Source organism: Pseudomonas asplenii (assembly GCF_001293465.1).
Lineage (GTDB): Bacteria > Pseudomonadota > Gammaproteobacteria > Pseudomonadales > Pseudomonadaceae > Aquipseudomonas > Aquipseudomonas fuscovaginae_B.
In genome coordinates this window covers 217,561-243,466 of record NZ_JSYZ01000018.1, presented here as the reverse complement: position 1 = coordinate 243,466, position 25,906 = coordinate 217,561, and the positions used below count along the sequence as shown (strand labels likewise).

The following is a 25,906-nucleotide window of genomic DNA, read 5'->3' as shown; positions in this document are numbered from 1 at the left end:
ATCGACACAGGAGAAAACGCCGATGAGCGAGCGCAAGGCATTGCTGATTCTGCACGGCAAGCAGGCTCTCAACGAGGAAGTCAGGGCAGCGGTCGAGGCCCGGCGCCGTGAAGGCTGGGAGCTGGCCGTTCGGTTGACCTGGGAAGGGGGCGATGCCCAACGCCTGGTCCATGAGGCACTGCACATGGGCTACCGGCAGCTGATTGCCGGTGGCGGTGATGGCACCTTGCGCGATATCGCCGAGGCGCTGGCCGGGAGCGAGGCCAGCCTGGTGTTGATGCCGCTGGGCACCGCCAACGATTTCGCCCGTGCTGCCGGCGTGCCGCTGGAGCCGGCCGCGGCCTTGCAGTTGCTGGATGTATCGGCGCGGCCGATCGATCTCGGCGCGGTAGGTGAACAGTTGTTTCTGAATATGGCCACCGGTGGGTTCGGCAGCCAAGTGACGGCCAATACCTCCGAGGACCTGAAGAAGGTGCTGGGCGGCGCGGCCTATCTGTTCACCGGGCTGTCGCGTTTCGGTGAGCTGCATGCCGCCTATGGCGAACTGCAGGGGCCGGATTTCCACTGGCGTGGCGAGCTGTTGGCGCTGGGTATCGGCAATGGCCGCCAGGCCGGTGGCGGGCATGTGTTGTGTCCGCGGGCGCTGGTCGATGACGGCCTGCTCGACATCAGCATCCTGCCGGCTCCCCAGGAGGTGGTCGGTACCTTGCGACGGCTGATGAGCGACGGTTGGGGCCTGGACAACATGTTCGTCCGGGCACGCCTGCCCTGGGTCGAGATCAAGGTCGCCGAGGGCCTGTACCTGAACCTCGACGGTGAGCCCCTGGAGAGCGACAGCCTGCGTTTCGAGGCCCGTCCCGGTGCACTGCGGGTGCACCTGCCGGTGGATTCGCCGCTGCTCAGTCGTCGAGACTGATGATCCGCTCGCGGACCGCGAACAGCACCAGGCCGGCGACGTCGAAAATCTGCAGGCGCTTCATGATCTGTGCGCGGTGGGTCTCCACGGTCTTGATGCTCAGGCCCAGGCCCTGGGCGATTTCCCGGGTGGACTTGCCGCGTACGATCAACCTGAGGATTTCCAGCTGGCGCCCGGTCAGGTTGTGGCTCTGGGCCGGTACCGGTGAATGACGCTGGGCCTGGGTCAGGGCCTGGTTGATCACCGTATGGGCGATCGCCGGGCTGAGGTAGCGCTCGTTGTTGCGCAGGGCCTCCAGGGCCTGGGCCAGTTCGGTCGCGGTGGTGTCCTTGAGCAGGTAGCCGTGGGCCCCGATTTCCAGGGCCTGCATGATCAGTTGTGGGTCGGTGTGCATCGACAGGATCAGCACCTTGCTCTGCGGACGTACCGCCTGCAATTGGCGCAGGGCATCGAGCCCGCCGGTGTCGCGCATCGACAGGTCGAGCAGGATGATATCCGGATTCAGGCGTTCGACGGCTTCGAGCAACTGCGCGCCATCGCTGGCTTCGCCGATCACAGCGTAGCCGGGAATCTCCAGCACCAGGGCGCGGACCCCGGCCCTGATCAGTGAGTGGTCATCCACAAGAAGTAAGTTGCAGGTCATAGAACCTTATTCGTACTGGCTCGTTCGAGGGCGCGGGGGGCCCAGGGAAGAAGGGCTTCGATTTGCGTACCTTTGCCGGGTCCGCTGGTGACTGTCAATCGGCCGCCCAGTTGTTCGGCACGCTCGAGCATGCCGGCCATGCCACGTTGCCCCTGTTCGGCGGGGTTGGCGGCCGGGGAAAAACCCTGTCCGTCATCGGCGATGTACAGCGACAGGCCTTCGGGAAGACGTTTGAGGCGTACCAGCAGGTTGTCGGCCCTGGCGTGGCGCAGCACATTGGTGACAGCCTCCTGGGTCACGCGAAAGGCGGTCACGGCCATCTCCTCGGGCAGCCCGGTCAACTGCTGATGACATTCCAGGCTCCAGTGCAGGCTGGTGTTGCCCAGGGTCTTGAGCAGGTGCGCGCGCAGGCTGGCCTCCAGTCCGAGGCTGGTCAACTGGCGTGGGTTGAGAATGGCCGAGACATCCCGCACCTTGGCCAGGGTTTCGTCCAGGGTGTTGTTCAGATCCGCGCAGTGGCTGCGCAATTGCTCCGGCAGTCGTCCTTGCAGCCACTGGGTCTGCAGCCTGGCGGCGGTCAGCAGTTGGCCGATGTCATCGTGCAGCTCGCGGCTCAGGCGATGGCGTTCGTTCTCCTGCACCTGCAGCAGGCGGTCGGCCAGCTCCTGGGGTTGGAAATTGATCGAGGTGCGCGAATCGCGATACTGCAGCCAGAGACTGGCCAGCATGGCGAGGTTCAACAGCAGCAACCCCAGGGACAGCGGCGAGCCATTGAGGTAAAGCGCCAGGCTGGCGATGGCCGAGGCGACGCACAGCACGACGGTCAGCCGGCGGGCATTCTTGCGTGAGGGGAGCCAAGGCTTTAGTGACTGGAGTCTGGCGTACATAGCATGTGGAGCCAAATAAGTGTCCGGGGCGAAGAGTCCGGCCGTAACCACTGGCAGGACTCCGTTTGAAAAACGTTACGGTTCAATATTAATGTACAACTTGATATAGGGATTGTGGCTAAGTGCTATTACCTTTTGGATCCTATGCCGTTGTCCCGGAATTCATTTTGCCATCAAGTACATAAGCAAGCGGGCAGCATAGTAGCACTTCGTTTAAGGTTGGTCGTCCCTATTGATATATGTCCGCTCGGTCAACTTTCTGCACGCCGGTTCCAGATGACTCGCCAGCCGCTTTGGCTATCGGTTTATGTTTGAAATCACTGCAGTTTATCGCGCTGTTATTTGCGCGCATAAGAACGCCCGGCTCAAAACACCGAAAGTTGTTCGTTAGTTGGTCTTGGCTTTGTTTGAGGGGAGTGCCCGGGCCTGGCGAGAGGCTTGACCAGGGCTCTGCGGTTCAGGCGGAAGGCCCGGGAAAGGTGATCAGCGTGAAGTCTTTCGCCTCGGCAGGCAGGGTTGTCGAGACTTCGATCTGTGCCGCCAGGTCGGCAATCAGTTCGGCCTGTTCGCTGTCGTCCAGGCTTAACTGGCCGGTATGTGGGTCGATCAGTTCCAGTTGCCACGCCAGCAGGGTCAGGCAGCCCTGCAGGGCCTGCAAGGCGTCGTCGTGCAGGTTGAGCCGTTCGGGCGCGTGGTTCAGCACGTCGTGCACATGCCGGGAAAAGTTCGCCATGCAGTGCACGCCGAGTACGTCGGCCCGGCCGCTCAGCTTGTGCAGGGCGGCCAGCAGGCAGTCGATGGCATCCCTGTCGTTGCGGATCAGCGCCAGATGCTGGCAGCACTCCTGCATCTTTGTTTGCAGTTGCTCTGCTTCCACCAGAAATTCCGGCAGTTTGGCCTGCCATTCTTTACCGTTCAGCATGCTTTATCTCCATGAAACATCGGCAGGCGATAGAAGGTCGCGCTTGGCGAACGGCATTAAGTTGATGTCAGTCAACAGGGCGAAGCGGCAGTCTGCTGCCGATTGTTTCGGTGCAGAGTGATTGCGAAGAATTCTCAGGCAGGTGCGGTCGATGTTCGACAGGCCCACTCGCGGCGAGTGCAAAGATCGCCCAAGAGGACCGATCCAGAGCGTCTTAACCAGAGCTGTGAGGCGTTTTGCCTGGTTTTCCGGCCACCGTCCCGCGATTGAAAGCAAAAGCCTGACTCCATTCATGTAATGAGAATGGCGTCACATTAATGGCTATTGGATATTGCGAATATCAGGTTGCACCTGATTGTTGCTAGGGGATTCCCCTAGGCAGGGGAACAAAAAGCCGATCCGGTGGTCGCCTCGCGCGCGATGTGTCGAGTCCGGACAGTGCACTCAGTAAAGCATGATGTTAATGTGACATCAAACGTTTTGCGTGACATTTTGCATGGGGGTCAAGGTCCGGCGAAAGCGGCCGATAACTCTCATAATGAAGTTCTTTGTATCAGCGCCCCAGGAGTGATTGATGGCCGGCATTCTCGACACGGTAGACCAACGTACGCAACTGGTGGGAGAGAATCGTCTGGAGATTCTCATGTTCCGCCTGGCCGGTCGCCAGTTGTTCGCGATCAACGTGTTCAAGGTGCAGGAAGTCCTGCAACTGCCCAAACTGACCCTGATGCCCCAGCGCCATCCCTTTGTCTGCGGGGTGGTCAACCTGCGTGGACAGACCCTGCCGGTGATCGACCTGTCCCAGGCGATCGGCATGCGTCCGCTGGTGCCGGGCCCCGACAGTACCATTATCGTGACCGAGTACAACCGTTCGGTGCAGGCGTTCCTGGTCGGTGGCGTGGACCGCATCGTCAACATGAACTGGGAGGCGATCATGCCGCCGCCGGGCAGCGCCGGGCGCCAGCATTACCTGACCGCCATCAGCAAGGTCGACGACCAGTTGGTGGAAATCATCGACGTGGAAAAAGTCCTTGCCGAAATCGTGCCGTACAACGCCAAGGTTTCCCGGGAAAAACTCGATGATCCGATCATGGAGTACGCCCGTGGGCGCGAGGTGCTGCTGGTCGACGACTCCAAGGTGGCCCTGTCGCAGTTGCGCGACACCCTGGGCCAGTTGGGGGTGAAGCTGCATATCGCCAGTGACGGCCTCAGGGCCCTGAACATGCTCAAGACCTGGGCCGATTCCGGTGCGGTGATGACCGAGAAACTGCTGATGGTGTTCACCGATGCGGAAATGCCGGAAATGGACGGCTACCGCCTCACCACCGAGATCCGCAACGACCCGCGCCTGCGTGGCCTGTATGTGGTGCTGCACACCTCGCTGTCCGGCAGCTTCAACGAAGCGATGGTGAAGAAGGTCGGGTGCGACAACTTCCTCTCCAAGTTCCAGCCGGACAAGCTGGTGGATGTGGTTCGCCAGCGCCTGCTGCTGGATCATCCCGGCGCCTGACCGAACCTGGGGGCAGGTGCAAGGCCCGCCCCTGGTCGTTGTTATCGTTGCGTTGCCTTTGATTGGGCGAACGGCTCGTATATCGTGGTCTTTTATCCCGGAGCCGGTTCTCATGTTGCGTCTGAGCGCGCTGTATCGTTATCCACTCAAGTCTGCCAAGGGCGAACACTTGTCTCATGCCTCGCTCGATGAGTTGGGGCTGGCGGGGGACCGACGCTGGATGCTCGTGGACGAGGCCAGCGGACGCTTCCTGACCCAGCGTGCCGTGTCCGGCATGAGCCAGTTGTCGGCGCTGTGGAGTGCCGCGGGCGGGCTGACCTTGAGTGCGCCGGGGCATGCGCCGCTGGAGGTGGCGTTGCCGGCCGCCGATGAGCAATTGCGTGGCGTGACCATCTGGAACGATACCCTGCGGGTGCCCGATGCCGGCGATGAAGCTGCGGCCTGGTTGAGCGGCTTCATCGGCAAGCCGGTAAGGCTGGTCCATGTGCCACAGGAGCGGGCGCGCAGCACCGAGGCCGGTTATGGTCGCGATGATGACCGTGTGGCGTTTGCCGATGGCTTTCCTTTGCTGTTGATCGGACAGGCGTCGCTGGAGGACCTGTCCCGGCGGGTCGGGCGCCCGTTGGAGATGCTGCGGTTTCGGCCGAATCTGGTCATCGAGGGCAGCGAGGCGTTTGCCGAGGACCAGTGGAAGCGGATCCGGATTGGCGAGATCGAGTTTCGGCTGGTCAAGCCGTGTTCGCGCTGCATCCTCACCACCATCGATCCGCAGTCCGGTGAGCGCAGCGCCGACCGCGAGCCATTGACCACCCTCAAGACCTACCGGGAGAAGGACGGGAATGTGTTTTTCGGGCAGAACCTGGTCAATGACGGGGTGGGGCGGCTGGAAGTGGGAATGCCGGTGACGATTCTCGAGTGAGCCACCGAGTCTCGGTGGAGCCCGGGTTTCGTGTCGGGCTTACCGGCTCATTCGTGGGCAAGCCCTGCTCAAGTTCCACGGATCACTGATCGTCGAAGAACCGCTCGTGCCAATCCACCAGCGGCTGCGGCGCATTGAGTTTCTGACCGTAGATCACCGCGTAGGACAGCACGTTCTGCACGTACTGGCGAGTCTCGTCGAACGGAATGCTCTCCACCCAGACATCGAAGCTCAGGTGGTTCGCCCCCTTGAGCCACTGCCTTACCCGCCCCGGGCCCGCGTTGTAGGCGGCGGTGGCCAGTACGCGGTTGCCGTTGAACTGGCCGTGCACCTGGCTCAGGTAGGCCGCGCCCAATTGAACGTTCTTGTCCGGATCCAGCACCTGCTGCGGCGAAGCCAGCGGGATGCTGAACTTGCGCGCGGTTTCCTTGGCGGTGCCGGGCATCAGTTGCATCAGGCCGGTAGCCCCGGCGTTGGAGCGCGCATCATCCATGAAGGCGCTTTCCTGGCGGGTGATCGCGAACACCCAGCTCGAATGCAGGCCGCGCAGCTTGGCCTCGCGGACCAGGGTGTCGCGGTGGGCCATGGGGAAACGGATATCCAGGTCATCCCAGTACTGCGCCTGGCTGATGGTGCGGATCGCCGGGAAATACCACTTCAGGTCGTAGGCCAGCTTGGCCTGGGCGACCATTTCGTCGCGGCTGAGGTGGCGGCTGGTGTGGTACCACTCGCGGCGGCCATCGACGATCTGCCCGCGGTCGTGCAATTCCAGGGCACGGCGCACGCCCGGGGTGTTGCGGACCTTGTTGATCAACTGCTGGCTGAGGACCAGTGGCCGGTTGGTCAACTGGTAAGGGGTCTGCGAGCGATCGGCGGCGAGGAAGCCATAGAAGTCACGCTCGCGGGCGACGTTCTTGAGCAGTACCTGCGCCTGCGGGTTCTGCGGCTGGGCCAGTTCCAGGCTGCGGGCCTGCCAGTAGCGCCAGCGGTTGGTGCTGGCCAGGTCCTGCGGCAGGCGGCGGGTCAACTGGTAGGCCTCTTCCCAGCGGCCCAGGCGCAGCAGCAGGCGCAGGCGCCATTCGGTGACGGTGTTGTCGCGCAATTCCGGGTCGTACTGGGTCATGATTTCCAGGGCGCGGCCGTCATAGCGGCGGGCCAGGGTCAGGCCGATCTCGCGGGCGATGGAGACTTTCTCGTCACGGGAGAAGTGCATGCTCGTGGCATAACCGTCGAGCAGCGCCATGGCCTTGTCCGGATCCTGGCGTGCCAGGCGGCGCAGACCCAGACCGACCACATCGGACATCGCCTCGTCCGCGGGTACGAAACGCGCCGGCTGGCTCAGCAGATCGGGTTTCTGCGCCACCTCGATCATCAGCCGGCCCTGTGGGCCGAGGGTGCTCAGGCCTTTCACCAGAGCCGTGGCCAGACCGTAGTTGCGGGCCTCGGCGGCCAGCTTGACGCGTTGCCAGCGCTTCTGTTCGGTCAGTTGGCCCTGCGCGGCCCAACTGTCGAAGAGGGCATCACAGGCGCTGGGCTGGGTCTTGCCGGTCAGCCAGAGCTTTTCCGCGGTGGCGAAGCCTTCGGCGCGCAGGTTGTGGCTGAGCTGGTACTGGCCGTTGAGGCAGTCCAGCTCGGTGAAGTTCAGCTTGGGGTCGTAGTACTTGACGAAGGGGGCCCAGTCGCCACGTTCGGCCAGCCAGCGCAACCAGCGCAGCTTCATCCAGTTGGCCTGGGGCAGGTCGCCGTGCTCGGCGAGGAACTGCTCGATCTCGGCGTTGCTGGCGGTCTTCAGTCGCGCGGTCAGTTCGTCGTAGGCCAGGTAGGGCTCCAGCGGGTAGCTCTGCAGGGCGCTGCGGTATTGGAAATACGGGCCTGAATCGCCCTTGGCCAGGGCGCGCTTGGCGTCATCGTAGAGTTGACGTTGCTGGGCGAGGTCGACGGCCTGTGCAGCTTGGACGGCGCAGGTGGAAAGAAGCAGACACGATAAGAAGTTGAAAAGACGGCTGCGCATGAGACTTCCGGGCAAAAAAACGGACAAGCACAGGCCGCAAGGCCGGTACTGATTGTCGGGTAGCTTAGCCTTTTGCCGGCGGGGGGCGAAAGTTTTGCCGGCCTCGTGTACGCAACTTGATACCAAATGTCATGTGGCAGGCGACGCGGGCTTCGACCGCTGGCGAAAATCGCGGCCGCCTCGCCGCTCAACATCGGGTAGAATGCGCGCCCGGTTTTTGGAGAAGCTCATGACCCTGCTCAAATTCAGCGATGTGTCCCTTGCTTTCGGCGCCATGCCGTTGTTGGACAAGGTGTCCTGGCAGATCGCCCGTGGTGAGCGGGTGTGCATCATCGGCCGCAACGGCACAGGCAAGTCCAGCATGTTGAAGCTGGTCAAGGGCGACCAGAAGCCCGACGACGGCTCCGTCTGGCGCGCGCCTGCGCTCAAGATCGGCGAACTGCCGCAGGAACTGCCGGTGGCCGACGAGCGCACCGTGTTCGACGTCGTCGCCCAGGGGCTGGACGGCGTAGGGGAGTTGCTGGCGCAGTATCATCACCTGAGCCAGAACATCGTCACCGATGCCGACCTGGACAAGCTGATGCGTGTCCAGCATGACCTCGAGGCCCGCGATGGCTGGCGCCTGCAGACCCTGGTCGAAAGCACCCTGAGCCGTCTGCAGTTGCCGGCCGACAAGACCCTGGCCGAGCTGTCCGGTGGCTGGCGTCGTCGCGTGCTGCTGGCCCAGGCGCTGGTGGCCGAGCCGGACCTGCTGCTGCTCGACGAGCCGACCAACCACCTGGATATCGGCGCGATTGCCTGGCTGGAAGATGCCCTCAAGGAATTCCAGGGCGCGGTGCTCTTCATCACCCACGACCGTTCCTTCCTGCAGAGCCTGGCTACCCGTATTCTCGAACTGGACCGCGGCGGGTTGATCGACTGGAACGGCGACTACGCCAGCTTCCTGGTGCACAAGGAAGCCATGCTGGCGGCCGAGGAGACTGCCAACGCGCTGTTCGACAAGCGCCTGGCCCAGGAAGAGGTGTGGATCCGCCAGGGCATCAAGGCCCGGCGTACCCGTAACGAAGGCCGCGTCCGTGCGTTGAAGGCACTGCGCGTCGAGCGCAGCGAACGGCGCGAGCGCACCGGCAAGGCGAACATCCAGCTGGAAGCCGCGGAGAAGTCCGGCAAGCAGGTGATGGTGCTCGACAACATCAGCTTCGCCCATCCGGACGGCCCGTTCCTGGTCAAGGATTTCTCCATGGTCCTGCAGCGTGGCGACCGTATCGGCCTGCTCGGGGCCAACGGCACCGGCAAGACCACGCTGCTGAAGCTGATGCTCGGCGGTCTGGTACCGACCAGCGGCAAGGTCGAGGAGGGCACCCGCATCGAGGTGGCCTATTTCGACCAGTTGCGCCATCAGTTGGACCTGGAAAAGACCGTGGTCGACAACGTCGCCGAAGGTCGTGACTTCATCGAGATCGATGGCCAGAGCCGCCATGTGCTCAGTTACCTCGGCGATTTCCTGTTCAGCCCGCAGCGGGCGCGCACGCCGGTCAAGGCGCTGTCCGGTGGTGAGCGGGCGCGGTTGCTGCTGGCCAAGCTGTTCAGCAAGCCGGCCAACCTGCTGGTGCTCGACGAGCCGACCAACGACCTCGATGTGGAAACCCTCGAGCTGCTGGAAGAAGTGCTGTTGACCTTCCAGGGCACCGTGCTGATGGTCAGCCACGACCGGGCCTTCCTCGACAACGTGGTGACCAGCACCCTGGTGTTCGAAGGCGAGGGTAAGGTTCGCGAGTACGTCGGCGGCTATCAGGACTGGCTGCGCCAGGGCGGTTCGCCACGTTTGCTGGGCGTGACCGAGAGCAAGTCCGGCAAGGCCGAGCTTGAGTCGGCGATCGTCACGGCGCCCCCTGCGCAGGTGGCGCCGGTGGTCGAAGCGCCAGCGGCGAAGAAGAAGCTCAGCTACAAGCTGCAGCGCGAGCTGGAAGCTCTGCCGGGCGAGATCGATGCCAAGGAGCAGGAAATCGCCGCCGTGCAGGCCGAGATGGCCGAGGCGGGGTTCTATCAGCGCCCGGTTGCCGAAACGACCGCCGTGCTGGCCAGGCTGGAAACGCTGCAGACCGAACTGGATGCGATGGTCGAGCGCTGGGCCGAGCTGGATGCCTGATTGATCGTGAGGGGATAAAAAAGCCCGGCTTCATCAGGTGAGGCCGGGCTTTTTGCAGGAGCCGTTTCTGCCCCGTGGCTTGCCGGGCGTCGCCCTTGTGGGGCTGATTCCCCGCGAATGGCCTTTCGCGGGGAATCAGTTGCACTGTGTTGCCTGCTTCGCGGGCAAGTCCGCTCCCACGGGGTTGGGGTGCCTGTCAAAGGGGTGTCGGGGTTCAGCCCTTGTTCTGCAGGCGCACGGCGAGGACGTCACAGGGGGCGCCGTGGAGCACGTCGTTGGCTGTGGAGCCGAGCAGCAGGGCCAGGCCGTGGCGGCCGTGGCTGCCGACCACCACCAGGTCGCAGTGCTGCTCCTTGGCCAGGTGATGGATTTCCTGGCGCGGTTGGCCGTAGGTCAGATGGCAGGTGTCTTTCGAGATCTCGGGGTACTTGTTGATCAGCCGCTCCAGGCGCTCCTTGGCCTGGTCGAACTGCTGTTGCTGCAATTGAGACAGGTCCATCGGGACGTCGCCGCCAAAGGCCATGGCCATGGGCTCGACGATATGGACCAGCGAGAGCTTGGCGTTGTTGCTGACCGACAGTTCACGTGCGCGATGAATGACCGGGTCGCACTCTTCCGTCAGGTCGACGGCAACCAGAATGTGGTTGTAGGGCATTGCAGGCACCTCCTGAGGATCGCAATTGTATTGATTATGGCTCGTTTCAAGCTGATTGGTTCTGCCCTGAATCAATCGCTCATGAATAATCTTCGGGGAGTAGAGATATGACGGTCTGGATAGTGGTGTCAATCCTGGCGGTGGTTCTCAGTCCTCTGGCATGGTTGCGTCCGTCGCGCCGCCAGAGCGATCGGATGGCCCTGCGCATGGAAGCGCGCCGTATCGGCCTGGGCATGCAGCTGGCGCCTCAGGAGTGGCCGCACTGGCTGTCCCCGCAGCCGCCGAGCCCGTGTGCGCAATACCATCGGCCGCGACGCGGCAAGGCGCCGCAATGCTGGTGTTACTGGCAGGGCGAGCCGGGTGTCTGGCTCAACCGGTGGCGGGAAGTGCTCACGGACGAGGTGCTGCTGGCGCATTTGCGGACGTTGCCGGCCAATGTCTACAAGGTCGAGGCGGATGCACAGATGATCGCGCTCTGCTGGGGCGAGCGTGGTGACGCGCAGGTGCTCCAGGACATCGCCGCCGTGCTCAAGGCGCTGGCCTGACCGACAGGGGCAGTTCATCGGCCCAACCGCTCTGGCACCTTCCCTTCATAAAAAGTGTCCATATTTTCCACTAGGCTCTTTCTTGGAGTCTGGTAGGCCCGTTCCTGGTTTTATGCCTGATCTGGTCGCTTCGCCTGTTATTGATTTCATGAATGAAGCTTCATCAGGCCGGCTGCGGCGGCACCTGCGCGCCTGGAAAGTGACCGGAAAGTCGTATTTTTCGGGGTGTTTTCGGCAATTGACAATTGCCGCGAATTCCGTGAAGGTGTCCACACCCAAATCAAACGGGCGTATGAATTGAGCGTTTGTCTGACAGACGGCTCTTACAGAATCCCGACTATCGCGTCGGCGGGTGTGCCTGGCGGCTGGGCGTGGCAGTGACGGTGACGTCAATGCGGGCCGGAAGTTAGCGACCGACGTGTACTGTTCAGCTTCCATATCGTGGAGATCAGTTGATGATTTACGAAGGTAAAGCCATCACGGTTAAGGCTCTTGAAAGTGGCATCGTCGAACTCAAGTTCGATCTCAAGGGTGAGTCCGTCAACAAGTTCAACCGTCTCACCCTGAACGAACTGCGTCAGGCGGTGGACACCATCAAGGCCGATGCCTCGGTCAAGGGTGTGATCGTCAGCAGCGGCAAGGACGTGTTCATCGTCGGCGCCGACATCACCGAATTCGTCGACAACTTCAAGTTGCCCGATGCCGAGCTCGTGGCCGGTAACCTCGAAGCCAACAGGATCTTCAGCGATTTCGAAGACCTGGCCGTTCCGACCGTGGCCGCGATCAACGGCATCGCCCTGGGCGGCGGTCTGGAAATGTGCCTGGCCGCGGACCTGCGGGTCATGTCCGGCAGCGCCAAGATCGGTCTGCCGGAAGTCAAGCTGGGCATCTACCCGGGCTTTGGCGGTACCGTGCGCCTGCCACGCCTGATCGGTGTGGACAATGCCATCGAGTGGATCGCCGCCGGCAAGGAAAACCGTGCCGAAGACGCCCTGAAAGTCGGCGCCGTCGATGCCGTGGTGGCGCCTGAGCAACTGCAGCAGGCCGCCCTGGACCTGGTCAAGCGCGCCATTTCCGGCGAGATCGACTACAAGGCCAAGCGCCAGCCGAAGCTGGACAAGCTCAAGCTCAACGCCATCGAGCAGATGATGGCCTTCGAAACCGCCAAGGGCTTTGTCGCTGGCCAGGCTGGCCCGAACTACCCGGCACCGGTCGAGGCGATCAAGACCATCCAGAAGGCCGCCAACTTCGGTCGCGACAAGGCCCTGGAAATCGAAGCCGCGGGCTTCGTGAAACTGGCCAAGACCTCGGCGGCCGAGAGCCTGATCGGCCTGTTCCTCAACGACCAGGAACTGAAGAAGAAGGCCAAGGCCTACGACGAAATCGCCCAGGACGTGAAGCAGGCCGCCGTACTCGGCGCCGGCATCATGGGGGGCGGTATCGCCTACCAGTCGGCGTCCAAGGGCACGCCGATCCTGATGAAGGACATCAACGAGCACGGTATCGAGCAGGGCCTGGCCGAAGCCGCCAAGCTGCTGGTCAGCCGTGTCGAGAAAGGCCGCATGACCGCGGCGAAGATGGCCGAGGTGCTCAATGGCATCCGTCCGACCCTGTCCTACGGTGACTTCGGCCACGTCGACCTGGTGGTCGAAGCGGTCGTCGAGAACCCGAAGGTCAAGCAGGCGGTGCTGGCTGAAGTGGAAGCCCAGGTCAAGGAAGATGCCGTACTGGCGTCCAACACCTCGACCATCTCCATCAGTCTGCTGGCCAAGGCCCTCAAGCGTCCGGAAAACTTCGTCGGCATGCACTTCTTCAACCCGGTGCACATGATGCCGCTGGTGGAAGTGATCCGTGGCGAGAAGTCCAGCGAACAGGCGATCGCCACCACCGTGGCCTATGCCAAGAAGATGGGCAAAAACCCGATCGTGGTCAACGACTGCCCGGGCTTTCTGGTCAACCGTATCCTGTTCCCGTACTTCGGCGGTTTCGCCAAGCTGGTCAGCGCCGGCGTGGACTTCGTCCGTATCGACAAGATCATGGAGAAGTTCGGCTGGCCGATGGGCCCGGCGTACCTGATGGACGTGGTCGGTATCGATACCGGTCACCACGGTCGCGACGTCATGGCCGAGGGCTTCCCGGATCGCATGAAGGACGATCGTCGTTCGGCTGTCGACGCACTGTACGACGCCAAGCGCCTGGGCCAGAAGAACGGCAAGGGCTTCTACGCCTACGAGACCGATAAGCGCGGCAAGCAGAAGAAGGTCGCCGACCCGTCGGTGCTGGAAGTGCTCAAGCCGATCGTTTACGAGCAGCGTGAAGTGACCGACGAGGACATCATCAACTGGATGATGATCCCGCTGTGCCTGGAAACCGTGCGCTGCCTGGAGGACGGTATCGTCGCCACCGCCGCCGAGGCTGACATGGGCCTGGTCTACGGCATCGGTTTCCCTCCCTTCCGTGGCGGTGCGCTGCGCTACATCGACTCGATCGGTGTGGCCGAGTTCGTTGCCCTGGCTGACCAGTACGCCGATCTGGGCGCGCTGTACCACCCGACCGCGAAGCTGCGTGAAATGGCCAGGAACGGCCAGCGGTTCTTCGGTTAAGCGCCCACACTAGAGCGAGAGTGAACTATATGAGCTTGAATCCTAGAGACGTCGTGATTGTCGACTTCGGTCGTACTCCGATGGGCCGCTCCAAGGGCGGCATGCACCGCAACACCCGTGCCGAGGACATGTCCGCGCACCTGATCAGCAAGCTGCTGGAGCGCAACACCAAGGTCGACCCGAACGAGGTCGAGGATGTGATCTGGGGCTGCGTCAACCAGACCCTGGAGCAGGGCTGGAACATCGCGCGCATGGCCTCGCTGATGACCCAGATCCCGCACACCGCGGCCGGCCAGACCGTCAGCCGCCTGTGTGGTTCGTCGATGAGCGCGCTGCACACCGCCGCCCAGGCGATCATGACCGGCAATGGTGACGTTTTCGTCGTTGGCGGCGTCGAGCATATGGGCCATGTCGGCATGATGCACGGTGTCGACCCGAACCCGCACCTGTCGCTGTACGCGGCGAAAGCCTCGGGCATGATGGGCCTGACCGCCGAGATGCTCGGCAAGATGCACGGCATCACCCGTGAAGCACAGGACGCCTTTGGCGTGCGCTCCCACCAGCTCGCCCACAAGGCGACCGTGGAAGGCAAGTTCAAGGACGAGATCATCCCGATGCAGGGTTATGACGAGGCCGGCTTCCTGAAGGTCTTCGACTACGACGAGACCATTCGCCCGGAAACCAACCTGGAAAGCCTGGCGGCGTTGAAGCCGGCGTTCAACCCCAAGGGCGGTACCGTGACTGCGGGTACGTCGTCGCAGATCACCGATGGTGCCTCGTGCATGATCGTGATGTCGGCGCAGCGCGCCCAGGACCTCGGTATCCAGCCACTGGCGGTGATCCGTTCGATGGCGGTGGCCGGTGTCGATCCGGCGATCATGGGTTATGGTCCGGTGCCGGCGACCCAGAAGGCGCTCAAGCGTGCCGGTCTGTCGATCACCGACATCGACTTCATCGAGCTCAACGAAGCCTTCGCCGCACAGGCCCTGCCAGTGCTGAAGGACCTGAAAGTGCTCGACAAGATGGACGAGAAGGTTAACCTGCACGGCGGTGCCATCGCCCTGGGTCACCCGTTCGGTTGCTCCGGTGCACGGATTTCCGGCACCCTGCTGAACGTGATGAAACAGAACGGCGGGACTTTCGGGGTGTCCACCATGTGCATCGGCCTCGGCCAGGGCATTGCCACCGTCTTCGAACGCGTCTAAGCGTTTCGATGACGGAAACCGGGGCCTGGTGCCCCGGTTTTTGTTTTTCCGATTTTTTTTATTTTATTTTGTAAGAGGGCCGATACATGACTTTGCAACCCGGGCTCTATCAGCACTACAAGGGACCGCAGTACCGCGTTTTCAGTGTGGCACGGCATTCCGAGACCGAGGAGGAAGTGGTGTTCTACCAGGCGCTGTATGGCGAATACGGTTTCTGGGTACGCCCCTTGAGCATGTTCCTGGAGTCGGTCGAGGTTGACGGCGAACGGGTACCACGCTTTGCTTTGGTGCAGGCCGAGCCGAGTATTTTTTCCAGGGCTTGAGGGCTGGTCGCGCAGCACCCTGTGCTTGACCTCACCTTGTTGCCACTATATATAGCGGTGCCGCGCCAGGCGCGGGCTGCGCTCTCACTTCTAGCATTCAGGAATTTTCCGATCCATGGGCAAATCGCTGGTCATTGTGGAATCCCCGGCTAAGGCCAAGACCATCAACAAGTATCTGGGAACCCAGTACGTGGTGAAGTCGAGTATCGGCCATATCCGAGACCTGCCCACCAGCGGTTCGGCCAGTGCCGTCAAGGAGCCTGCCGCCAAGCGCGGCAAGGCCGCTGCCGGCGAGGCGCCTGCGCTCTCGGCGAAAGAGAAGGCGCGCAAGCAACTGGTGGCGCGCATGGGCGTCGACCCGGACCACGGCTGGAAGGCCCGCTACGAGATCCTTCCCGGCAAGGAGAAGGTGATCGAGGAACTGCGCCGCCTCGCCAAGGATGCCGACACCATCTATCTCGCAACCGACTTGGACCGCGAGGGGGAAGCCATTGCCTGGCACCTGCGCGAAGCCATCGGTGGTGATGACAGCCGCTACAAGCGCGTGGTGTTCAACGAAATCACCAAGAAGGCGATCCAGGAGGCCTTCTCGGCGCCGGGCGAGCTGGATATCGACCGCGTCAACGCCCAGCAGGCGCGACGCTTCCTCGACCGCGTGGTCGGCTACATGGTCTCGCCGCTGCTGTGGGCGAAGATCGCCCGTGGCCTGTCCGCCGGCCGTGTGCAATCGGTGGCGGTGAAGCTGGTGGTCGAGCGCGAGCGCGAGATCCGTGCGTTCATCCCCGAAGAGTACTGGGAAGTGCATGCCGACCTCGGCACGGGCAAGGGTGCCAAGGTGCGCTTCGAAGTGGCTCGCGAGAACGGCGAGGCCTTCAAGCCGCTGAACGAAGCCCAGGCCATGGCCGCGTTGGAGAAGCTCAAGGCGTCGGCCTACACAATCGCCAAGCGCGAGGACAAGCCGACCAGCAGCAAGCCGTCGGCACCGTTCATTACGTCCACCCTGCAGCAGGCGGCGAGCAACCGCCTGGGCTTCGGGGTGAAGAAGACCATGATGATGGCCCAGCGTCTCTACGAAGCCGGCTACATCACCTATATGCGTACCGACTCGACCAATCTCTCGGCCGACGCCGTGGCGATGGCGCGGACCTATATCGAGAGCGAATTCGGCGCGAAATACCTGCCGTCCGCCCCCAACGTCTACAGCAGCAAGGAAGGCGCCCAGGAGGCGCACGAGGCGATCCGGCCTTCCGACGTCAATACCGATCCAAGCAAGCTGTCGGGCATGGAGCGTGACGCCGAGCGCCTGTACGAGCTGATCTGGCGCCAGTTCGTGGCCTGTCAGATGCTGCCGGCGCAGTACCTGTCGACCACCGTCAGCGTCGCCGCCGGCGACTTCGAGCTGCGTGCCAAGGGCCGTATCCTCAAGTTCGACGGCTACACCCGGGTCCTGCCACAATTGAGCAAGCCGGGCGACGACGACGTCCTGCCGGACATGGCCCAGGGCGAGGTGCTGAAGCTGATCCAGCTCGATCCGAGCCAGCACTTCACCAAGCCGCCGGCGCGTTATTCCGAGGCCAGCCTGGTCAAGGAAATGGAAAAGCGCGGCATCGGTCGTCCTTCGACCTATGCGGCGATCATTTCCACCATCCAGGACCGCGGCTACGTGGCGCTGCACAACCGTCGCTTCTATTCCGAGAAGATGGGCGACATCGTCACCGAGCGCCTGGCCGAAAGCTTTGCGAACCTGATGGACTACGGTTTCACCGCGGACATGGAGGAGAACCTCGATGACGTGGCCCAGGGCGAGCGCGACTGGAAAAACGTGCTCGACGAGTTCTACGGCGACTTCAAGAAGAAGCTCGAAGTGGCCGAGGGCGCGGAAAACGGCATGCGCGCCAACCAGCCGGTGATGACCGATATCCCATGCCAGACCTGCGGTCGGCCAATGCAGATCCGTACCGCCTCGACCGGCGTGTTCCTCGGTTGCTCGGGCTACAGTCTGCCGCCGAAAGAGCGTTGCAAGGCCACCGTGAACCTGGTCCCGGGTGACGAGATCGCCGCGGACGACGAGGGCGAGTCGGAGTCCCTGGTGCTGCGCGGCAAGCATCGCTGCCCGATCTGCAGCACGGCGATGGATGCCTACCTGCTGGACGAGAAGCGCAAGCTGCACATTTGTGGCAACAACCCGGATTGCGCCGGCTACGAGATCGAGGAGGGCAACTACCGGATCAAGGGCTACGAAGGGCCGAGCCTGGAGTGCGACAAGTGCGGCAGCGAGATGCAGCTCAAGACCGGCCGTTTCGGCAAGTTCTTCGGTTGCACCAACCCGACCTGCAAGAACACCCGCAAGTTGCTCAGGAGCGGCGATGCGGCGCCGCCGAAGATGGACCCGGTGAAGATGCCGGAGCTCAAGTGCGAGAAGGTCGACGACACCTATATCCTGCGTGATGGTGCTTCGGGCCTGTTCCTGGCGGCGAGCCAGTTCCCGAAAAACCGCGAGACCCGTGCGCCGCTGGTGCTCGAGATCGTCCCGCACAAGGCTGAGATCGATCCGAAGTACCACTTCCTCTGCGAAGCGCCGCAGAAGGACCCGGACGGTCGTCCGGCGGTCATCCGCTACAGCCGCAAGACCAAGGAGCAGTACGTGCAGAGCGAGGTCGACGGCAAGCCGACCGGCTGGAAGGCGTTCTACGACAGTGGCAAGTGGAAGGTGGAAGACAAGCGTCAGGGCGCCTGACCCGGTTGTCGGTTGAGGCCCTGGCCCGCGCAGGGCCGGGCCTGATGCAAAACCCGGTGCTCCCTCCCTGTAGGAGCCGGGCTTGCCCGCGAAGCTTCTGGCGTCCTTGAAGGCGCATTCGCGGGCAAGCCCGGCTCCTGCCGGAAGGGCCTGTGTGATCTCTTTTTGGGAGTGCGCCATCATGGCCAACGAACTCTATACCCGTACCAACCAGAAGATCTTCTACGCCGGCCTCGCTCTGGAAGCCCTGGGCAAGGCCGAGGAGAGCCGGGCGATGAACGCGCTGGCGCTGACCCAGGCCGAGCGCGAAGCCGCGGTATTCCATCTCTACGGCGCCTTGCTCGGGCTGTGCCATGAGATCGCCGGCTTCTACCGCCTGCCCCAGGCCAGTGCCCCGCGCGCCGAGCTGTTGCTGACCCGGGAGGTGCTGGAATCCATCGCCATTCCGGAAATGGCCGAGCTGGTGGAGCTGGCCCACAGCCCGCAAAGCTGGCTGGCACGACTGATCGCTGCCCACTCTGCGCTCTACCTGCCGCCCCAGGCGCCAAGAAAGCCCAAGGGTGACGTGTTGCAGCCGTTGATCGAGGCGGTCAGTCTGGACGAGGAGGCCGCGCCGGAGTTGGGACGCGAGGAGCTGGAAAGCTGGCGGCAGAACCTCAAGGCCCTGGCGATTCGCTTCCGTGACGGGCTGAGCGAGTGCTGATTCGCACGCTCAGGATGTAGGTTCCGTCTGTCAGTTGTTCATCAGGCGGTAACGAAAGCTGTTGAGATCTTGAGCGAGTTGCCATGAATGACTGGTATGATATTAGTGGCCTATTGGCTGAATTCGCGTGCATCCATCCGAATTGACCCTACAGGCCACCAGCCTTTCGTGGAGAACAGACTTTTATGCCTACGTCCTTTCTAGAAATTGTCGAGCTGCCGGACGGCCGTATCGAGCTGCGCCGCGCCGAGGACGAAGGTTCTCTGGTCACTCTGAACTTCTCCGAAGACGCCAAGGCTTTCCTGCAGGGCCAGCATGTCGAAGTGGCCAAGGCCATGCTGAGTGTTGGCGTGCAGATGGCGGGGCGTCTGGTGGAAGGCGAACTCGAGAAAGAAGACGACGGCCCGCGGGTTCTTCACTGAGTAGCGCTCATGCCTGGCTCGGGCACCTATCGGTAACGAGTCGTTGGTCCTGATTGGCTTCTCTGCCCTGGAGAAGCCTTGTGGGTAGGTACAAAGAGCCTGCCTGGCTTTCCTGGCTGTCCCTGGCCCCGCTTCAAGTCCACTTCAACCCAGGCGAATATTCAGGCTCTGTGCGTCGCCCTTGCGCGCGGCGTTGATCAGTTGCTGACGAGCGCTGCTGTTCAGCGGGTTCAACCAACTCACCACGGTGTGGCTGCGCCCCAGGCGCAAGGCTTCGCAAGCCAGTTGCTGGGCGTTCTGTGCGCTGCCGGGCTGCAGCAGCAGAATCCGCTCGCGGTTCAGCCCGGCTTCCCGCAGCCAGGCCTGGGTGACACTGGCGGGCGGGGCGATCAGGGTGAGCCAGCGGGCATCCTGGTCCTGGCTCAGTTCGCGCAGGATAGGAGCCAGCAGGCTCAGGCAATTCCCACCGCGCAGCGATAATTCGCTGAAGGCCTCGGGCTCGGTGCTCCAGGGTGTTTCGACCACGTCCTTCAGGGCGGGGGCCAGCGGCTGCATCATGAACGCTTCGAACAGGGGCAACTGGGCGTGTTGTGGAGTCTGGAATTGCATGACGCCTCCTTCAGCGGCGAATGACGCCGACGCTCAAACCTTCGATGACGAAGTCCTGCTCTTTCAGGTTGACTTCGATAGGGGCGAATTCGGGGTTTTCCGCCAGCAGCCAGACCTTGCTGCCTTCGCGCTTGAAGCGTTTGACGGTGACTTCCTCGCCGATGCGCGCCACCACGATCTGGCCGTTGCGGGCCTCGCGGCAGGTGTGTACGGCCAGCAGATCGCCGTCGAAGATGCCGACGTCCTTCATGCTCATGCCGTGAACGCGCAGCAGGTAGTCGGCCCGGGGGTGGAAGAAGGTCGGGTTGATGTTGCAGGATTCCTCGACATGCTGCTCGGCGAGGATGGGCGCACCGGCGGCGACGCGACCGATGATCGGCAGGGTGGATTCGTCGACCTTGGCTTCGAAGCCGGGAATGCGAATGCCCCGTGAGGCGCCCGGCGTCATTTCGATCGCGCCCTTGCGGGCCAGGGCCTTGAGGTGCTCCTCGGCCGCGTTCGGCGACTTGAAGCCCAGTTCCTGGGCGATTTCCGCACGGGTGGGCGGATAGCCGTTGTCATCCAGGCAGCGTTTGATAAAAGCCAGAATCTCAGCTTGGCGGGGCGTCAGTTTTAGCATTTTGATGGCTCTGTCTTTTTATACAGTGACTGGAATTATATACAGTGGGAGGCGCTTGGCAATCCTCCTTTTCACGGTGGCCGCCGGACGGTTGTCGGGGAGGGTGTCGGCCGCCATCGTGAGCGTGCTGCTACAGGTGGCCGGTTCTATGATTTAATACCTGACTGACTGGCCGGAAATGGACCGGCAGACTTGACATTCCGTGGGCTGAAACGTATGTTTCAAACAAGTGTTTGTCAGGCGGAGTAGCCATGGCCCAGTCGGAAACCGTTGAACGCATTCTCGATGCTGCCGAGCAATTGTTCGCGGAAAAAGGTTTCGCCGAGACCTCGTTGCGATTGATCACCAGCAAGGCAGGGGTCAACCTGGCGGCGGTGAACTACCATTTCGGCTCGAAAAAGGCCCTGATCCAGGCGGTCTTCTCGCGTTTCCTCGGGCCGTTCTGTGTCAGCCTCGATCGCGAGCTGGAGCGCCGCCAGGCCAAGCCGGAGGTCAAGCCGACCCTGGAAGAACTGCTGGAAATCCTCGTTGAACAGGCCCTGGTGGTTCAGCCGCGCAGCGGTAACGACCTGTCGATCTTCATGCGCCTGCTGGGCCTGGCCTTCAGCCAGAGCCAGGGGCACCTGCGACGTTACCTGGAAGACATGTACGGCAAGGTGTTTCGCCGCTACATGCTGCTGGTCAATGAAGCGGCCCCTCGTATTCCACCGATCGAGCTGTTCTGGCGCGTGCACTTCATGCTCGGTGCGGCCGCCTTCAGCATGTCCGGGATCAAGGCGTTGCGGGCGATCGCCGAGACCGACTTCGGCGTCAACACCTCGATCGAGACGGTGATGCGCCTGATGGTGCCCTTTCTGGCGGCCGGCATGCGTGCCGACAGCGGCGTGACCGACGAGGCCATGGCTGCGGCACAATTGCGTCCACGCAGCAAGTCGGCGGCACCTGTCGTCAAGGCCTGACGCATTCGGGTGGGCGCGCTGGCCTTGATCGGCTAAGCTTGCCGCCCATGCGCGATTCCTTTCCTCCCCCTCTTTTCCTTTTTCCCGTTCATCTGCCGGATGCCCTCCGCGGCAGGGCGTTCACGCGCCTGGCTTTTCTTCACAAGGATTTCCTATGAGTACTGCCCTGCAAGGCTCCCTGATGGTCGATATCGCCGGCACCTGGCTGACGGCCGAAGATCGCCAGTTGTTGCGCCAGCCGCAAGTGGGCGGGCTGATCATTTTCGCGCGCAACATCGAGAGCCCGCGCCAGGTTCGTGAGCTGAGCACGGCGATCCGCGCGATTCGCCCGGACCTGCTGCTCGCCGTCGACCAGGAGGGTGGGCGGGTGCAGCGTTTGCGCCAGGGCTTCGTGCGCCTGCCGGCGATGCGGGCGATTGCCGATAACCCGAATGCCGAGCGCCTGGCCGAGCACTGTGGCTGGCTGATGGCGACGGAGGTGCTGGCGGTTGGGCTCGATCTGAGTTTTGCCCCGGTGCTCGACCTGGATCATCAGCGCAGTGCGGTGGTCGGCAGCCGTTCCTTCGAGGGCGATCCCGAGCGTGCGGCCCAACTCGCCGGGGCGTTCATTCGCGGGATGAAGGCAGCCGGCATGGCGGCGACCGGCAAGCATTTCCCCGGGCACGGTTGGGCCGAGGCGGATTCCCATGTGGCGATTCCGGTCGACGAGCGCAGCCTGGAGACCATTCGCGCCCGTGACCTGGTGCCTTTCGCCCGCCTGGGCCAGCAACTGGCCGCGGTGATGCCGGCCCATGTGATCTATCCACAGGTCGATGCGCAACCCGCCGGTTTCTCGCGGCGCTGGTTGCAGGAGATTCTGCGCGGTGAGCTGAAGTTCGACGGGGTGATCTTCAGTGACGACCTGTCCATGGCCGGTGCCCATGTGGTGGGGGATGCGGCGAGCCGTATCGAGGCGGCCTTGTCGGCTGGCTGCGACATGGGGCTGGTGTGCAATGACCGGGCGGCGGCGGAGCTGGCCCTGAGCGCGGCGCAGCGTCTTAAGGTGACGCCATCGTCGCGGATTGCGCGGATGCGTGGACAGGGGTTTGCGCGGACCGATTATCGCCAGGAACCGCGGTGGCTGGAGGCGCTTGGGGCGCTGCGCGAGGCTCAGCTCATCGATTGAGTGGCGTCATAGTCGAGGGGCCATTCGCGGGCAAGCCCGGCTCCTACAGGGTATGTGTCGTACATCGGATAGGTGTAGGGCACGAATCTGTAGGAGCCGGGCTTGCCCGCGAAGCTTTTAAAGGACGTCAACGCCCGGCTTTCTTGTCCGGCAACGGCGCGAACAGCGCCTCGATATCCTCGTTCTGCAACTGCCAGTCGCCGGCCTGGCGCCCGTCGAGCACGCCGGCGGCCAGGTCGGATTTTTCCTGTTGCAGGTGCTGGATCTTTTCCTCGACCGTACCCCGGGCAATCATCTTGTAGACGAACACCGGCTTTTCCTGGCCGATCCGGTACGCCCGATCGGTCGCCTGGTTTTCCGCCGCCGGATTCCACCACGGGTCGTAGTGGATCACGGTGTCGGCTTCGGTCAGGTTCAGGCCGACGCCACCGGCCTTGAGGCTGATGAGAAAGATCTGCAGTTTGCCGCTCTGGAAGTCCTTCACCGGCGCGCGTCGGTCCCGCGTCTGGCCGGTCAGCAGGCCGTAGGCGATATGGCGTTTCTTCAGCTCGGCCTCGATCAGTGACAGCATCGAGGTGAACTGCGAGAACAGCAGGATCCGTCGGCCCTCGGCGAACAGTTCCTCGAGCATTTCCATCAGGCTGTCGAGCTTGCCGGATGCGCTGCCGCGGGTCGGTGGCGTGGCGTCGCTGACCAGGCGCAGGTCGCAGCAGACCTGGCGTAGCTTGAGCAGCGCCTCGAGGATGATGATCTGGCTGCGCGCCACACCCTTGCGGGTGATTTCGTCGCGGACCTTCTTGTCCATGGCCAGGCGCATGGTCTCGTAGACGTCGCGTTGCGCCTCGTTGAGTTCGACCCAGTGGATGATCTCGGTCTTGGGCGGCAGTTCGGTGGCCACCTGTTCCTTGGTGCGGCGCAGCAGGAACGGTTTGATCCGTCCGTTCAGGTGTTGCAGGCGAACTTCGCTGGCATGTTTCTCGATGGGCACGCGGTAGTCGCGATTGAAGCTTTTGGCATCGCCCAGCCAGCCCGGCAGCAGGAAGTGGAACAGTGACCAGAGTTCGCCCAGGTGGTTCTCCAGCGGCGTGCCGCTCAGGCACAGGCGTTGCCGCGCCTCGAGTTCGCGGGTCGCCTGGGCGGCCTTGCTCCCGGGGTTCTTGATGTATTGCGCTTCATCGAGCACCAGCACGTGCAGTGGCTGGGCCTTGAGCGTGTCGATGTCCTTGGGCAGCAGGGCGTAGGTGGTGAGAATCAGGTCGTACTCACCCAGCCGTTCGAAATGCTTCTTGCGCGCTGCACCATAGAGCGCCAGGACCTTGAGCTGCGGCGTGAAATGCGCGGCCTCGTCGAGCCAGTTGGGGATCAGGCTGGTGGGCATCACCACCATGCACGGACGGTCGAGGCGACCGGCGTTCTTTTCGCTGAGGATGTGGGCCAGGGTCTGCAGGGTCTTGCCCAGGCCCATGTCGTCGGCAAGGATTCCGCCGACCTCCAGTTGCCGCAGCGACTGCATCCAGCTCAGGCCCTCGTGCTGGTACGGGCGCAGGGTGGCGTTGAGGCCTTCGGGAATGCTCGCGCTGTATTCGCGGATATCACGCAGTCGTTCGGCCAGGCTGCGGATCTGGGCACCGCCCTCCCACAACAGCGGCAGGCCGTCGAGCGGGTTGAGCCGGGTGGCATCGGCGTTGCTCAGGCGCAGTGTGGTGGTGCCGGGTTCTTCCAGGTAGAACTCGCCGAGGGTGTTCAGTACCGGCTTGAGGCGCCCGTAGGGCAGGGCCACCTGCAGCGGGCCATGGCTGCCGCTGGGCGAGGCGGGAATGTTCACCAGGATCAGTTCGTCGTCCCGGCGTCGGGCCAGTCGCTCGGGGTTGAGCAGTTCGGTGTGCGAACGCATCAGGTTGAGCAGGATCGGCAGCAGGCTCAGGCGCTCGCCATTGACGATGATCCCCAGTTCGAGGTCGAACCAGTCGCGTTCCGGGGCTTCGTCGACGGTGGCGTACCAGTCGTCGACGGGGCTGAGGTCGAAGCCGAAGTCTTCGTCGATCTGCAATTCCCAGCCCTGTTCGCGCAGGTTTGGCAGTTCATTGAGGGTAAAGGTCAGCCAGGCGCTGTCGTTGACCATCTCGTACAGCTCGCCGGCGCTTTCCGGCAGGGCCTTGCTTTGCCGGGTGGCGACCTTGAAGCCGAGCAGGCGCAGCTGTTCGCGAAAGGCTTTTTCCGCCTCGGGCTGGCGTCGGATGCGCAGGTTCCGATGTTCCTGGCGCAGGAGGATGTCGGCGTTCTTCTGGCCGCTGGCGTACTCGCCCAGGTAGTTGAAGGACAGCGCCGCGCGGTGCTGGATGTAGCGCTGCATGCGTCCATTGCGTGGCTCGAAGGCGCTGAATTCGACACTGGCCAGCCATAGCCGTGGTACCGGCTGCACGTCCTCGAGCAGCTCCTGGGGCGGGGGTGGCGGGCGCGAGTCGAGCACCGCCTGGAGCTTTTCCAGCAGTTCGGCGTCTTTCTCCGCGGCCGGATAGGCCAGGGTCTGCTGCACCTTCAGCAGGACCGCCGCCGTATGCTTGCAGTTGCTGCGCACCGGGCAGGTGCAGGTCGCGTCGACGATCAGCAGGGTGCCCTTGGCCGACTCGCGAAGATGGATGGTCTGCCGGTAGATGTTGCCGCCAGAGCCTTCGCAACTGGCGGTGATGGTGCTGTCGGCCGCCTCGACGATCCTCACCCGGTTTTCGATCGCGTAGCGGCGACCGCGCTCCAGACTCTGTTCCTTGAAGCGGCTGGCCCATGAAGGGGCGAGCGGCTTGGTCATGGCAGGCGTCACGGGCGACGGCATAGGACGGTCACTGGTCGAGGTTCTGGGACGGCGCTTCGCGGCGTGAGGCGTTCAGCGAGGTCACCTTGAGCAGCAGGCCGAGGTGGCCGGCGTCGAGGAAATTGAGCTGGCCGTTCTTGGTCTGGCTGGTCTGGTTCAGGCGTTCGCTGGCATTGACCACGCCGTTGCTGTCGAAGCCGTTGACCCAGAACTGCGCCTGCACCTCGGTGAAGCGCTTGAGGGTCAGGCTCAGGGTGCCTTCCACCGGGAACTGGCCGAACTGCTCCTGGCCTGCGGTGATCGACACGACGCTCGGCTGGTCGCCGAGGTTCTGTTGCCAGGCCTTGTGCAGCAGCACCTCGTAGTTGCCGCTGGCGCTGAGCTTGGCCGCCATGTCGTTCAGGCTGGGGGTGCGCTCGTCACTGGCGGTGATGGCTTTCGCCCCCCGCGCCCAGTCTTCCGGTGCCGGCTGGCTCTGGAAGGGTTGTTCGAGGTTCTGCCGTACCAGGATCATTTCGACCTGGTACGGCTCGTCGGCGAAGGCGGCCGGGGTGAGCAGGGCCAACAACACGGCCAGCGATGGGATCAGGCGCAT

General features: G+C 63.1%; 22 protein-coding genes. 13 read left to right on the top strand and 9 right to left on the bottom strand.

Features of this window, described 5'->3' with window-relative positions:
- Positions 1-22 precede the first annotated feature (22 nt).
- Complete coding sequence (gene yegS / locus PF66_RS22720) at positions 23-916, top strand: lipid kinase YegS (protein ID WP_054063885.1); 894 nt, start codon at positions 23-25, stop codon at positions 914-916.
- On the opposite strand, the gene PF66_RS22715 is transcribed toward yegS, so the two are convergent.
- The 3 genes from PF66_RS22715 to PF66_RS22705 form a co-directional block, all read right to left on the bottom strand.
- On the bottom strand, positions 900-1,559 hold the full coding sequence (locus tag PF66_RS22715; protein WP_054057075.1) for a response regulator: 660 nt from the start codon (positions 1,557-1,559) through the stop codon (positions 900-902). The genes yegS and PF66_RS22715 overlap by 17 nt on opposite strands.
- Positions 1,556-2,446: a sensor histidine kinase gene (locus PF66_RS22710; protein WP_054057076.1), complete on the bottom strand. Its 891-nt coding sequence runs from the start codon at positions 2,444-2,446 to the stop codon at positions 1,556-1,558. Before PF66_RS22710 ends, PF66_RS22715 begins: the two co-directional genes overlap by 4 nt.
- A 457-nt stretch (positions 2,447-2,903) precedes the next feature.
- On the bottom strand, positions 2,904-3,368 hold the full coding sequence (locus PF66_RS22705) for a hypothetical protein (protein WP_054063884.1): 465 nt from the start codon (positions 3,366-3,368) through the stop codon (positions 2,904-2,906).
- Between the two features lie 574 nt (positions 3,369-3,942).
- Between PF66_RS22705 and PF66_RS22700 the strand changes: the two genes are divergently transcribed.
- Complete coding sequence (locus tag PF66_RS22700; RefSeq protein ID WP_054063883.1) at positions 3,943-4,878, top strand: chemotaxis protein CheV; 936 nt, start codon at positions 3,943-3,945, stop codon at positions 4,876-4,878.
- 112 nt (positions 4,879-4,990) lie between these two features.
- Positions 4,991-5,797, top strand: a complete 807-nt coding sequence (locus PF66_RS22695) for an MOSC domain-containing protein (protein ID WP_054057079.1) — start codon at positions 4,991-4,993, stop codon at positions 5,795-5,797.
- 82 nt (positions 5,798-5,879) lie between these two features.
- Here the strand turns inward: PF66_RS22695 and PF66_RS22690 are convergent, their stop codons facing one another.
- Positions 5,880-7,808: a transglycosylase SLT domain-containing protein gene (locus tag PF66_RS22690; protein ID WP_054063882.1), complete on the bottom strand. Its 1,929-nt coding sequence runs from the start codon at positions 7,806-7,808 to the stop codon at positions 5,880-5,882.
- 229 nt (positions 7,809-8,037) lie between these two features.
- On the opposite strand from PF66_RS22690, the gene PF66_RS22685 reads away from it, so the two are divergent.
- Positions 8,038-9,957, top strand: a complete 1,920-nt coding sequence (locus PF66_RS22685; protein WP_054057081.1) for an ATP-binding cassette domain-containing protein — start codon at positions 8,038-8,040, stop codon at positions 9,955-9,957.
- A gap of 214 nt (positions 9,958-10,171) precedes the next feature.
- Here PF66_RS22685 and PF66_RS22680 read toward each other — a convergent pair whose 3' ends face one another.
- Positions 10,172-10,612, bottom strand: a complete 441-nt coding sequence (locus PF66_RS22680) for a universal stress protein (protein WP_054057082.1) — start codon at positions 10,610-10,612, stop codon at positions 10,172-10,174.
- A 107-nt stretch (positions 10,613-10,719) separates the two neighbouring features.
- Here PF66_RS22680 and PF66_RS22675 point away from each other — a divergent pair, with 107 nt between their 5' ends.
- The 7 genes from PF66_RS22675 to PF66_RS22645 all read left to right on the top strand — a co-directional run bounded on the left by PF66_RS22675 (position 10,720) and on the right by PF66_RS22645 (position 19,150).
- On the top strand, positions 10,720-11,157 hold the full coding sequence (locus tag PF66_RS22675) for a hypothetical protein (RefSeq protein WP_054063881.1): 438 nt from the start codon (positions 10,720-10,722) through the stop codon (positions 11,155-11,157).
- 455 nt (positions 11,158-11,612) lie between these two features.
- A complete protein-coding gene (fadB, locus tag PF66_RS22670; protein WP_054057084.1) occupies positions 11,613-13,760 on the top strand; it encodes a fatty acid oxidation complex subunit alpha FadB in 2,148 nt (715 codons plus the stop codon).
- A gap of 29 nt (positions 13,761-13,789) precedes the next feature.
- Positions 13,790-14,965 (top strand): acetyl-CoA C-acyltransferase FadA, encoded by a 1,176-nt coding sequence (fadA, locus tag PF66_RS22665; RefSeq protein WP_054057085.1) that lies wholly within the window; start codon positions 13,790-13,792, stop codon positions 14,963-14,965.
- 86 nt (positions 14,966-15,051) lie between these two features.
- Positions 15,052-15,288 carry a DUF1653 domain-containing protein gene (locus PF66_RS22660; protein ID WP_054057086.1) on the top strand — a complete coding sequence of 79 codons (237 nt, stop codon included), beginning with the start codon at positions 15,052-15,054 and terminating at the stop codon, positions 15,286-15,288.
- A gap of 115 nt (positions 15,289-15,403) precedes the next feature.
- A complete protein-coding gene (topA, locus tag PF66_RS22655) occupies positions 15,404-18,025 on the top strand; it encodes a type I DNA topoisomerase (RefSeq protein ID WP_054057087.1) in 2,622 nt (873 codons plus the stop codon).
- 181 nt (positions 18,026-18,206) lie between these two features.
- Positions 18,207-18,728: a DUF6586 family protein gene (locus PF66_RS22650; RefSeq protein WP_054063880.1), complete on the top strand. Its 522-nt coding sequence runs from the start codon at positions 18,207-18,209 to the stop codon at positions 18,726-18,728.
- Between the two features lie 185 nt (positions 18,729-18,913).
- Positions 18,914-19,150 (top strand): hypothetical protein, encoded by a 237-nt coding sequence (locus PF66_RS22645; protein WP_054057089.1) that lies wholly within the window; start codon positions 18,914-18,916, stop codon positions 19,148-19,150.
- Positions 19,151-19,294: 144 nt separating this feature from the next.
- Here the strand turns inward: PF66_RS22645 and sulA are convergent, their stop codons facing one another.
- Positions 19,295-19,759 (bottom strand): SOS-induced cell division inhibitor SulA, encoded by a 465-nt coding sequence (sulA, locus tag PF66_RS22640; RefSeq protein WP_054063879.1) that lies wholly within the window; start codon positions 19,757-19,759, stop codon positions 19,295-19,297.
- A 10-nt stretch (positions 19,760-19,769) separates the two neighbouring features.
- Positions 19,770-20,378: a transcriptional repressor LexA gene (gene lexA / locus PF66_RS22635; RefSeq protein ID WP_026145583.1), complete on the bottom strand. Its 609-nt coding sequence runs from the start codon at positions 20,376-20,378 to the stop codon at positions 19,770-19,772.
- A 251-nt stretch (positions 20,379-20,629) separates the two neighbouring features.
- Here lexA and psrA point away from each other — a divergent pair, with 251 nt between their 5' ends.
- Both psrA and nagZ read left to right on the top strand, forming a co-directional pair.
- Positions 20,630-21,337 carry a transcriptional regulator PsrA gene (gene psrA, locus PF66_RS22630; RefSeq protein WP_054057091.1) on the top strand — a complete coding sequence of 236 codons (708 nt, stop codon included), beginning with the start codon at positions 20,630-20,632 and terminating at the stop codon, positions 21,335-21,337.
- Positions 21,338-21,503: 166 nt separating this feature from the next.
- Positions 21,504-22,502: a beta-N-acetylhexosaminidase gene (gene nagZ, locus PF66_RS22625; RefSeq protein ID WP_193394224.1), complete on the top strand. Its 999-nt coding sequence runs from the start codon at positions 21,504-21,506 to the stop codon at positions 22,500-22,502.
- A 127-nt stretch (positions 22,503-22,629) separates the two neighbouring features.
- Here the strand turns inward: nagZ and PF66_RS22620 are convergent, their stop codons facing one another.
- Positions 22,630-25,308, bottom strand: a complete 2,679-nt coding sequence (locus PF66_RS22620; protein WP_416772508.1) for a DEAD/DEAH box helicase — start codon at positions 25,306-25,308, stop codon at positions 22,630-22,632.
- A 31-nt stretch (positions 25,309-25,339) separates the two neighbouring features.
- On the bottom strand, positions 25,340-25,906 hold the full coding sequence (locus PF66_RS22615) for a CsiV family protein (protein ID WP_054057093.1): 567 nt from the start codon (positions 25,904-25,906) through the stop codon (positions 25,340-25,342).

Coding starts and splice junctions, on each gene's coding strand:
- yegS (WP_054063885.1), top strand. CDS start 23: ATGAGCGAGCGCAAGGCATTGCTGATTCTGCACGGCAAGCAGGCTCTC.
- PF66_RS22715 (WP_054057075.1), bottom strand. CDS start 1,559: ATGACCTGCAACTTACTTCTTGTGGATGACCACTCACTGATCAGGGCC.
- PF66_RS22710 (WP_054057076.1), bottom strand. CDS start 2,446: ATGTACGCCAGACTCCAGTCACTAAAGCCTTGGCTCCCCTCACGCAAG.
- PF66_RS22705 (WP_054063884.1), bottom strand. CDS start 3,368: ATGCTGAACGGTAAAGAATGGCAGGCCAAACTGCCGGAATTTCTGGTG.
- PF66_RS22700 (WP_054063883.1), top strand. CDS start 3,943: ATGGCCGGCATTCTCGACACGGTAGACCAACGTACGCAACTGGTGGGA.
- PF66_RS22695 (WP_054057079.1), top strand. CDS start 4,991: ATGTTGCGTCTGAGCGCGCTGTATCGTTATCCACTCAAGTCTGCCAAG.
- PF66_RS22690 (WP_054063882.1), bottom strand. CDS start 7,808: ATGCGCAGCCGTCTTTTCAACTTCTTATCGTGTCTGCTTCTTTCCACC.
- PF66_RS22685 (WP_054057081.1), top strand. CDS start 8,038: ATGACCCTGCTCAAATTCAGCGATGTGTCCCTTGCTTTCGGCGCCATG.
- PF66_RS22680 (WP_054057082.1), bottom strand. CDS start 10,612: ATGCCCTACAACCACATTCTGGTTGCCGTCGACCTGACGGAAGAGTGC.
- PF66_RS22675 (WP_054063881.1), top strand. CDS start 10,720: ATGACGGTCTGGATAGTGGTGTCAATCCTGGCGGTGGTTCTCAGTCCT.
- fadB (WP_054057084.1), top strand. CDS start 11,613: ATGATTTACGAAGGTAAAGCCATCACGGTTAAGGCTCTTGAAAGTGGC.
- fadA (WP_054057085.1), top strand. CDS start 13,790: ATGAGCTTGAATCCTAGAGACGTCGTGATTGTCGACTTCGGTCGTACT.
- PF66_RS22660 (WP_054057086.1), top strand. CDS start 15,052: ATGACTTTGCAACCCGGGCTCTATCAGCACTACAAGGGACCGCAGTAC.
- topA (WP_054057087.1), top strand. CDS start 15,404: ATGGGCAAATCGCTGGTCATTGTGGAATCCCCGGCTAAGGCCAAGACC.
- PF66_RS22650 (WP_054063880.1), top strand. CDS start 18,207: ATGGCCAACGAACTCTATACCCGTACCAACCAGAAGATCTTCTACGCC.
- PF66_RS22645 (WP_054057089.1), top strand. CDS start 18,914: ATGCCTACGTCCTTTCTAGAAATTGTCGAGCTGCCGGACGGCCGTATC.
- sulA (WP_054063879.1), bottom strand. CDS start 19,759: ATGCAATTCCAGACTCCACAACACGCCCAGTTGCCCCTGTTCGAAGCG.
- lexA (WP_026145583.1), bottom strand. CDS start 20,378: ATGCTAAAACTGACGCCCCGCCAAGCTGAGATTCTGGCTTTTATCAAA.
- psrA (WP_054057091.1), top strand. CDS start 20,630: ATGGCCCAGTCGGAAACCGTTGAACGCATTCTCGATGCTGCCGAGCAA.
- PF66_RS22620 (WP_416772508.1), bottom strand. CDS start 25,308: ATGACCAAGCCGCTCGCCCCTTCATGGGCCAGCCGCTTCAAGGAACAG.
- PF66_RS22615 (WP_054057093.1), bottom strand. CDS start 25,906: ATGCGCCTGATCCCATCGCTGGCCGTGTTGTTGGCCCTGCTCACCCCG.